The sequence below is a fragment of the Serratia sp. Ser99 genome (assembly GCF_024519545.1).
In the GTDB taxonomy this organism is placed as follows: Bacteria; Pseudomonadota; Gammaproteobacteria; order Enterobacterales; family Enterobacteriaceae; genus Serratia; species Serratia liquefaciens.
In genome coordinates this window covers 92,015-101,862 of sequence record NZ_JALJRT010000013.1, presented here as the reverse complement: position 1 = coordinate 101,862, position 9,848 = coordinate 92,015, and the positions used below count along the sequence as shown (strand labels likewise).

Below are 9,848 nucleotides of genomic sequence, written 5' to 3'. Positions count from 1 at the left end.
GTTGAGGTGAGGATATCACCTTTAATCAGGTGGCCAAATTTACTGTGCCACTACACTTCGCACCTGTATTTGAAGAGTGGTGTCAGAAACATTCATTAAGCGCCAGTGAAGTCGCTAAGGAGCTGGTACGTCGAAAACTTCTGCGGGTAGAAAGTAAAGGGCATTACAAAAAGCGTCCTCTTACTGGTATGGATAGGTGTTACTACCACATTAAGCGAGGGTTTATCAGTGCTGATTTGAATTGTGCTTGAGCATTATCTGAATGTAGTTAACTAACTTATTTTTAAACTTATTATTCTGAATAAATTAACAGAAGGGGAACACCATGACTGAATTCTGCGAATTAAATGAAACTCACAATTTTCCTGGTGCTATTACAGGCTGTGAAACTATTCGCCCACCATTTACGCCTCATGATCTTATCATGACGCAGGCTAAATGCAATTTCTATGATATCTGTAGGGAAGTGACAGACAGTGAGTATCCTGAATTAAAAGCAATGATTAACCGAAATGAAAATATTCGTTTCTTTGCCAGTTATATTTTCAAAGGTAACGTTCGTTATGATTATCTTGGCGAATTTCCAACACTATCAATCGATCAGGCTCGCAATAAAGCCCGATATCTTGCCAGAAGTAATGAGGATGAGACCGCTTATGAATACATCCCATTCTGATTGATGAGTTTACCCTCAAAAAAAGCAGGGGCATTTGCCTCTGCTTTTCATTTATCGCAAAGAAGATAGCTGAGCTGTTATCCTTTCCGCCAGAAGTTGGCTGGTGTTCTGTAAGCGCTGAGGATGAAGGTGCGCATAACGCTGTGATGACTGACTACTGCGATGACCTAACTGCGCCTGAACGTCATACAGCGTTCCACCATGGGAAACGATGAGCGCCGCAACCGAATGGCGGCAGGTATGAATACACACTTCTTTGTCGAAAATTCCCGCCCGACGCACGATACGCTGAAAGGCTTTGACCGGATTGTTCAGCGGCATTCCTTGTTTTTTACCGATAAACAACCACGGATTTCCACGCTGTGTTGGCAGCGTTCTGATTACGTCCATCGCCAGTGAGTTAAGATGAACAATCCGTCCATAGCCATTCTTGGTTTCCGGGAGCCACAGGGTGCGTTTAACCGGGTCAACATGCTCCCACCTTCCCAGACGCAGCTCATCACGACGAAGACCGGTCAGTAAGAGCAGTTTGACATAGCATGCAGCGACGGGGCTTGTATCATCATCGGCGGAGAGAAAAATACGACGAATTTCATCCTCGGTGAAATAGCGCTGCCGGGCGTTGTTCTCCCTGAGAAGCTGTACCACTCTTGCCGGATGGATAGAGGTAATGCCTTGCCTTCCAGCCCAGGTAAACACCGCTTTAATCAGTACGATGACACGATTACAGGTTGCTGCTGACAGTGAAATGCTTAACGTCTGCTGGAGGCGGAGAATGCTGGCTGGTGTGATATCACTCAATAGCATCTGACCTAAGGCGGGACGGATATGATCCCGGTAGCGCTGGAAATCCTTTCCCCAGCTACGTTTAGCAGATTTTGCCCATACCAGATAATGCTGGTTAAAGAGTTCATCGAATGTCATTTCTTGTCTCTTGTTTTCACGTTCCTGCTTAGGGTCAGTTCCGGTGGCAAGTGAGCGTTTATGCTCCATGGAAATCTTGCGGGCTAAGGTGACATCCACCTCAGGCCAGTGACCAATAGCGATGGCGCGTTTTCTTCCATGGTAGAGGTAGCGGAGCAAAAACTTTCTACGTCCTTCACCCTTACTGACCAGGCATTTCAGGCCTGAAATCTCGGTGTCGCTGTATTCGGCATCGGTGCTGCGTGAATCTGAAGAGTTAGGAGGCAGGGATTTAATTAGCTGGTTAGTAAAACGGAAGCGTTTCGGACTGGACATATTACCTCCTATGACTGGTGTTAAGTACGTCAGGGTTGACCCATCCCCGGCACAGTATTTTTTATGATTGAATTGATTTGTTGATGTGGTGAAGGTACTGCTGGTGCCACAAGGAAGGGAAGAAGAATAACTGAATTTACAGAAATGTTTTTACGGTCTGATTCTGGTGTTACGGAGAAGAATACTGCAGGTTATATATTCACCGAAATAATATGTGCGTCAGTTGTATTTAATTACATTCACTGGGATTAAATAGATTTAATAGTAATTCAAAGATACATCAGAGGATCAACTTGGATCTAATTAAAAAGAGATAAACTCAATTTCCATTCCACTATTTTTTTGGTAAAAAGTAGAGCGTTATCTTATGCTGCTGTTTAATATTTTCTCCATATCTAAAAAATCGGGAAATATATTGACGAATTCAGACATCATCTTATTTCCGAAAGCGGGTTCAACTAAAGTAGCATAGCGAATTTTACCTGCCAAATGCATGATATAAGAAAATCTGTTTCCTTTTCTCGTTTTGGAGCAATGATCTTCAAGACTATATTTTTTTATATAAAATATTTCTTGCCTTATTTTATCTTTATATACACGGGGTAATCGAATATGTTCGCCATCGACAGATAATCCAGTTACAATTTTCCGCCCCCCATCTTTCGCGATGGAACTTTTTTGAGAGTTAATGCTGAATCCATAGTTAATAACTGTATTTGATATCTCTCTCATGAATATCAATGCAGTTTTTTTATCGTCAAAATGACCCGAAAATGTCATGTCGTCTGCATAACGAGTGTATGATAGTCCATATTCAGAAGCTATACACTGAAGCTTGGCATCTAACATGACACACACTAAATTTGCGAGCATGGGACTAGTTGGGGCTCCCTGAGGTAAATGTCCGGCAACTTTTGAGTTACAATAAGCATATTGTTTTTTTGATCTCCATCTTTTTTTGTTATATTTGCGATTATCTAGCTTATGTGGCAAAATTCTGGTGCATAGACGAGCCAAATTAAAAGCAACTAATGCCCTGTAGCCTAACTCTCTAAATACATAATATACTTGCCTTTCTGATATTGATTCGAAGAAATTAACAATATCTATTTTAATAATCCAAGAAGCGCCAACATGTCGCTCTGCATTTTTAATGTGACTCCCGCCAGGAACATAAGCAGTGGTATTTGATGATATTTTTTTTAGCGCTAGCTCTGATTTTAGTATGTATTGATTAATCCACCGCTGAACATTTAGTAAATTTAGCTCAGGTGCACATATAAGGCGCTTGCCACCACTTTTTTTCCCAATTGAAAATACTCTATATGGATCTACTTCTCGTTTAACTATATTTAAAAGAGTATTGTGGAAAGAATTTGTCGAGTGTGCGAGATGACCAAGCGTAAGGATCACAGGAAGATTATTATTCACTAAAGTTCTGGCATGCCGCTGAACAGTCTTGATGTAATCTTCAGAAGCATCGGTATCACGCAGGTGCTTGATATAAGAGTGAAGGGAAAAGTTCATATCTTGCTTCAACCCCGCATCGCGGGGTGGGAAATCGAACGACCCGTGAGACACAAGCAAAACCCAAGTTGGTCGATTTCCCATCTCGCTTTTAAGAAAGCTATTTCCAGGACGACGGACTCCGCGCCCCGTTCATGATTCCACATTATAGTGACTCCATGGGTACTGGCCGCAGCCAGCGATACCAAGTTAACGAATCTTCCCTTCACATTGGAGAGGATAATACATCTCATCGTTATTGACAATAACACAGTTATGTTTTTTTTGATTAATTCTATTACGAAAACGAGATAAGAACTCTTGGCCTAATGGTGTTACGCTTGATGTAGCTTTGTCATATAAACCAATCGATTGCGCTTCATTTAAATATTTTGAAAACTCACTAATAGATAAAATTAATTTTGATGAAATCTTCCGTTCTGACATTCTACGTTTACGTAAGCCAAGAATTGTAAATATAACTCTATACTTAAGGGGTAATGGTTTATCTTCATTTAAGCAATCTAATATTCTCAATGCAAGCTTTGGCTGGTTTGTATTCCATAAAGCCTCTGTATGTCTCTGGATACTATTATTTCTATCAAAGGAAGAACGTAACAAAAAGGGTATTGATCTGTTTGGAAAGAGCGCCTGCCAGTTCCGTCTATTATTATCCCATAAGATAGCTGGAAGATTATTCGGACAACCATGTTCAAAAATTATCGGGCAGGCACTACCACGATAGCCAATGGCTGATGATTCAAGCCCAATTAACGATGCATATTTTCTACAAAGTTCTAATGACTCATCACTAATTAACTCTTTCAGAGTTACCTCAGGTAAAACTGTAATTAGATTAGATATCGGGAAATTTGGCATAGCTTTAGTTATTGCGGTTTTACCTTTGGGGGTTATGGCATAAAGAACAATCCATAATTCAACTTTTTTTAGTGACAATAAACTTTTGATTCTACGTGGTATATTATTCCAATAATCAGTAATTCTTTTTCCGCTGCCAGATATATCATCGACCAAAACAATATGTTTTATTCCCTGTGTACGTAACTGGTTTAGTGTTGGCAAACATTCGATTATTGAAGCTCCATTGCTTCGTTTGAATCGATCTTGAAGTTTTGCTAGTATATGCCCAACACGATCTTCGCTACCAAATTTTCTTCTACGCCCGGATTCACGTGACTTAGTATCATCATCGGCTGGAATCCCTCCGGTGAAAATGTTATAGCCAGATATACCTTCTGCTAATGGTGAACTAATAGGATAAACACCAATAGTTTGTCTTAATCTATGTTGTAAATTACAAAGGGCTTCCTCAATCCCTGTTTCAAAATCTCGCCCTGATACTAGTTTTAGTTGATTTATTAATTGTTTTGCAAGCGCTCTATCTTTGCTTGTTTGGAATTGATCTAACCATACTTCGCTTAATTCATGTTCGGAGAGCTGTATAGGTTGAGCCATTAAGATCACCAATAAATTCAGTAATAGTAAAGTAGGAGGAAATCATGCTTCTCTCAAATGGTTTATGGTATAGTTATATAAGCTGAATACCAAGTCAACAGAATTGTGTGTAAAAGAGTTGGGGATTGGGAATTGAGTTCTCGCCATTGATACTTCCTTTTTTGGGCAACAATCTCTGGTGGATGAAATGGAAGCATAGATTTTAATTTTTTGTAATATCGTACCTGAACACAGGTAACGATTATGCGCTTCTGGTACATTTGGTATAGTAGTAACACAGTTTTTAAGCATATCATTAGGGATTGGTAATGAGGGACGATTTTTCTAAAGCTATTAAACAAGTCCTGGCTGAACGGGTAGCGTGGCGTTGTTCTAACCCTGGTTGCAGAAATGTGACTGTTGGTCCGCATTTGGAGCCTTCAAAGCGTGTTAACCTTGGGCAAGCATGCCATATCGAAGCCGCTGCAGAAGGTGGTCCTCGTTACAATAGAGATATGACCAAAGCTCAACGGTGTTCTCCGGATAATGGCATTTGGCTTTGCTCCATCCATGCTCGAGAAATTGATGTTGATGCGGTTCGCTTCCCTGTTAGTCTCCTCCGTGAATGGAAGTTAGCTGCTGAGCAGAATGCGCTGGAAGAATTAGGCAAGGCTAGAGATAAAGAACATCCTGATGTATACACAGAAAATATTAATCGTCATCGAGAGTTTTTTTCACATATGCGTGATATGGAATATTTTCAGTTATATAAAAATATAAGTCAGCAATGTTTTGTTTTACGTGGCGCAGGGCTATTCAACATAATAGTAAAAGACCGCTTCATTGATATTGACTTTAACAAAGAATTTTATTCCAATCAATTATATAGAGATTGTCATTATATTGATTTGATAAATCTACCGGTGAAAGACTTAATTGACTTTGTTGTGTGCTCCCGCCAATTTAATGAAACAATAGAGTCTTTTAGTTTAACTTATGACTTTAGGCCAAATGAGTACAATGAAATATATTTTTCTTTCCATGTGAGTACTGGTAATATTAACCCTAATGAGTTCGGTGTTTCATATTATAGTAACTATATTGTAAATGATGATGAATTGAGAAATGATATGGGGGTACGTGTTCCCCCCTCTTGTGAATCTATATACCTCAAGATATTAGTAGCTAGTTATAATATTTACCGAAGCATAGTTACATACCAATCAAACTAATATCTTTATACTCTGCCGTTCGGTTATCAGTTGTTTTATTTACCTTATTTTGATCCTTTATCATCTGTTCGAGGATTTTAAACTCATAACATCGAGGCCTTAGTGTTGGGGTGGTCATCGGCCTTTATGGGATACTGATCGGCTCTATACCTTTAATAATATCTCAAAGTATATTGGCTTCTTTGAGACATGATAGCTGTGATGTTAACCCACAGTGTGCGTCCTTCAATGTGAGTTCAACTGGTTGATGCAGCACAATCCTTGGTCAATGACGACGTTGCCATAGAGCTGGATAGCCTGTAGCAGTGGTTCATTCAGGCAATACTGATAAGTGGCGTGGGGTAGGGGAATTTCAGGTAATGATAAGATGTTAAAGGAAAAGATGTTTATGGTGCTGGTGGACTGAACGGGGAAGCCCCCCATGTGATAGTGGAAAGCGTATGTTGTTAAAATTCCCCGATTTATTAAGGGGATTTCCCCACCTTATTCCCCGCGACATAATCTTATTAAAGCGTTGCAGATTAAGGCCAAATGCCAATTTCCCCGCTTTCCCCGCGCTTTTGCATCATTATGAACAGTTAGAAGTGAAAAGGACCGTAACCCACCGTAGTAAGACCGTAGCTGGAAATAAGATATAAGGTCTTCAGAGGGTATAGATGTCATTTAATGCAAAGAACAACTAAGAAAATGACGAAGAATCCAGCAAACAAATAACGTATTGCAACGACCAGAAATCTACCGTAGCCAGAAAAGAAAAAAGCCCCGCTTTTCAGCGAGGCCTTATGAATAGTGGTGCCCGGACTCGGAATCGAACCAAGGACACGGGGATTTTCAATCCCCTGCTCTACCGACTGAGCTATCCGGGCAACGGGGCGCATTTAACCCTATTGGCCGGATATCGTCAATCGCTTTCTGTCACAAAGCCGATCGGTTGCTCTATTTTCATGCAGTGGCGGGTAAGGTTCGTGGGGCCTGGAGGAGGAGGGGAAGTGATAAATATGCAAAGAATCCGTGTATTTATACCGGTTTGGTTTTTCTGTTGGTTATTATTATGTGTTTTATAACAATGTGTTATGCTTAAATTATTATGTAATGAATCGACATAATAGTTACTTGAACCTCATAAAAAAACATGCAATCATTGCGCAAATTTTAGCACTCTACGTCCCCTAACGGCGTTTCCGCTCATTTAAGTCAGAGGGTTGCAGGCATGACTGGTATGGCTACTCAAGCGCTACTGCGCACCAGACATCTGATGATGCCGCTACTCCGCCGCGATCTTTCCCGAACGTCGTCCTCCATAAACGCCCAGCCCAGCATGCGGTAAGGCAACTTCATGCTCGCTGTTAGGCATTATTAAAAATAGAGCTGTGGCTCTGATTTTACTGATGTCTATCGGACGCTGCCGATACCAGTTCCCGATAGTGGCCTGATAATCTTAAGAGAGTCAGCCGGTCACGCATGCGCTCTATGCTGCCACCCCGGACATCAAGTTGCCGGGATAACCTTTGTTATCTCATCACCGTGCCATATGGCACAGCCTCATCCTTAACCGTTTGAGAGTTAGCACTATGAAAGAATTGAAGATAGCCACCAGCGCCAGCCTGGTCGCCGCCATTGAAACGCTGCGCCAGATTGTCCGCGTCGAGCAGACGGATTATACCGACGTTGCGGCATTGGTCGTGTCGGTTGATGACGTCAACGCCGGCATCCTGGCACAGCTTAAAGCCACCGGGTTCGAGATCCCCACCTTTGTGGCGGTGGCCGGCGATGAGCATCTCTCGCCGGACTACCTGCCGTTTATCAGCGGTGTTTTCGCGCTGGACGGTGCCAGCAAGGCGTTTTATATGGCGCAGTTGGAAGCCGCGGCGGATGCTTACGAGCAGGCGCTGCTGCCGCCGTTTTTCAAAACCTTGAAAACCTATGTGGAAATGGAGAACTCGACCTTTGCCTGTCCGGGGCATCAGGGCGGGGAGTTTTTCCGCAAGCATCCGGCGGGCCGCAAGTTTTTCGAGTTTTACGGTGAAACGCTTTTTCGTTCCGACATGTGCAACGCCGACGTCAAATTGGGCGATTTGCTGATCCACGAAGGCTCGGCCAAGGACGCCCAAAAGCATGCGGCACGGGTGTTCAACGCTGATAAAACCTATTTTGTGCTCAACGGCACCTCGGCCGCCAACAAGGTGGTAACCAACGCGCTGCTGACCCGTGGCGATCTGGTGCTGTTCGACCGTAACAACCATAAGTCTAACCATCATGGTGCGTTGATCCAGGCCGGAGCGACGCCGGTGTATCTGGAAACCGCGCGCAACCCGTTTGGCTTTATCGGCGGTATCGATTCCCGCTGCTTTGACGAGCGTTATCTGCGCGAACAAATTCGTCAGGTAGCGCCGGAGAAAGCCGAGGCAGCGCGTCCTTTCCGCCTGGCAATCATTCAGCTCGGCACCTACGACGGCACTATTTATAATGCGCGTCAGGTGATCGACACCATCGGCCACCTGTGCGACTACATCCTGTTTGACTCAGCCTGGGTGGGTTACGAAGGGTTTATCCCGATGCTGAAAGAGTGTTCACCGCTGCTGTTGGAGCTGGACGAGCTTGACCCGGGCATCTTTGTTACCCAGTCGGTACACAAACAGCAGGCCGGCTTCTCGCAAACCTCGCAGATCCACAAGAAAGACGACCATATCAAGGGCCAGAAGCGTCACTGCAACCACAAGCACCTGAACAACGCTTTCATGCTGCACGCCTCTACCAGCCCGTTCTATCCGCTGTTTGCGGCGCTGGACGTCAACGCCAAGATGCATGCCGGGGCCGCCGGTCGCCGTATGTGGATGGACTGCGTGAAGCTTGGCATCGAGACGCGCAAGCAACTGCTGGAACGCTGTTCGCAGCTCAGGCCGTTTGTCCCCCTGCAGATCGCGGGCAAGAACTGGCAGGATTACGACACCGATTTGATCGCCAACGACGCCCGTTTCTTCAATTTTGTGCCGGATGAGAAATGGCACGGTTTTGAAGGTTACGCGCAGGACCAGTATTTGGTCGATCCGTGCAAACTGCTGCTGACCACGCCGGGTATTGATGCCGCCACCGGCCAATACACCGAGTTTGGCGTGCCGGCCACCATCCTGGCCAATTTCCTGCGCGAGAACGGTATCGTGCCGGAGAAGTGTGACCTTAACTCGATCCTGTTCCTGCTGACGCCGGCGGAAAACCCGGCCAAGATGCAACAACTGGTGGATATGCTGGTGCAGTTCGAACGTTACGTGGAAGAGGACGCGCCGCTGAGCCAGGTGCTGCCAACGGTATATCGCAAGAACGAGCAGCGTTATCGCGGCTATACCCTGCGCCAGCTGTGCCAGGAGATGCACGATTTATACGTCAGCTTCGACGTTAAGCAGCTGCAAAAAGAGATGTTCCGTCAGCGTCATTTCCCGCAGGTGATGATGAACCCACAGGACGCCAACGTGGAGTTTATCCGTGACAACGTTGAACTGGTGCCGATCGGGCAGGCCGAAGGGCGCATTGCGGCAGAGGGCGCGTTGCCTTACCCACCGGGCGTGCTATGCGTAGTGCCGGGCGAAGTCTGGGGCGGGGCGGTACAGCGTTATTTCATGGCGCTGGAAGAGGGCATCAACCGGCTGCCGGGCTTCTCGCCGGAGTTGCAGGGCGTTTATATCGAGAAAAAGGATCACGGCTGGAAACGCATTTTCGGCTATATGATCAAGCAATAGAAAATA

The 9,848-nt window shown here is 44.4% G+C and carries 6 protein-coding genes and 1 tRNA gene; 3 read left to right on the top strand and 4 right to left on the bottom strand.

Annotation, left to right across the window (positions count from 1 at the left end):
* Positions 1-325: 325 nt before the first annotated feature.
* Positions 326-676: a hypothetical protein gene (locus tag NR114_RS21690; protein ID WP_234529055.1), complete on the top strand. Its 351-nt coding sequence runs from the start codon at positions 326-328 to the stop codon at positions 674-676.
* Between the two features lie 51 nt (positions 677-727).
* Here NR114_RS21690 and NR114_RS21685 read toward each other — a convergent pair whose 3' ends face one another.
* The 3 genes from NR114_RS21685 to NR114_RS21675 form a co-directional block, all read right to left on the bottom strand.
* On the bottom strand, positions 728-1,915 hold the full coding sequence (locus tag NR114_RS21685) for a site-specific integrase (protein WP_234529054.1): 1,188 nt from the start codon (positions 1,913-1,915) through the stop codon (positions 728-730).
* Positions 1,916-2,275: 360 nt separating this feature from the next.
* Positions 2,276-3,442: a reverse transcriptase family protein gene (locus NR114_RS21680; protein WP_234529053.1), complete on the bottom strand. Its 1,167-nt coding sequence runs from the start codon at positions 3,440-3,442 to the stop codon at positions 2,276-2,278.
* Between the two features lie 189 nt (positions 3,443-3,631).
* Positions 3,632-4,897, bottom strand: coding sequence for a winged helix-turn-helix domain-containing protein (locus NR114_RS21675; RefSeq protein WP_234529052.1), 1,266 nt, complete (start codon positions 4,895-4,897; stop codon positions 3,632-3,634).
* Positions 4,898-5,205: 308 nt separating this feature from the next.
* Between NR114_RS21675 and NR114_RS21670 the strand changes: the two genes are divergently transcribed.
* A complete protein-coding gene (locus NR114_RS21670; RefSeq protein WP_234529051.1) occupies positions 5,206-6,108 on the top strand; it encodes a hypothetical protein in 903 nt (300 codons plus the stop codon).
* A gap of 790 nt (positions 6,109-6,898) precedes the next feature.
* Here NR114_RS21670 and NR114_RS21665 read toward each other — a convergent pair.
* Positions 6,899-6,974 (bottom strand) — tRNA-Phe (locus NR114_RS21665).
* Between the two features lie 705 nt (positions 6,975-7,679).
* Between NR114_RS21665 and speF the strand changes: the two genes are divergently transcribed.
* Positions 7,680-9,842 (top strand): ornithine decarboxylase SpeF, encoded by a 2,163-nt coding sequence (gene speF, locus NR114_RS21660; protein ID WP_020828616.1) that lies wholly within the window; start codon positions 7,680-7,682, stop codon positions 9,840-9,842.
* The last annotated feature ends 6 nt before the right edge of the window (positions 9,843-9,848 follow it).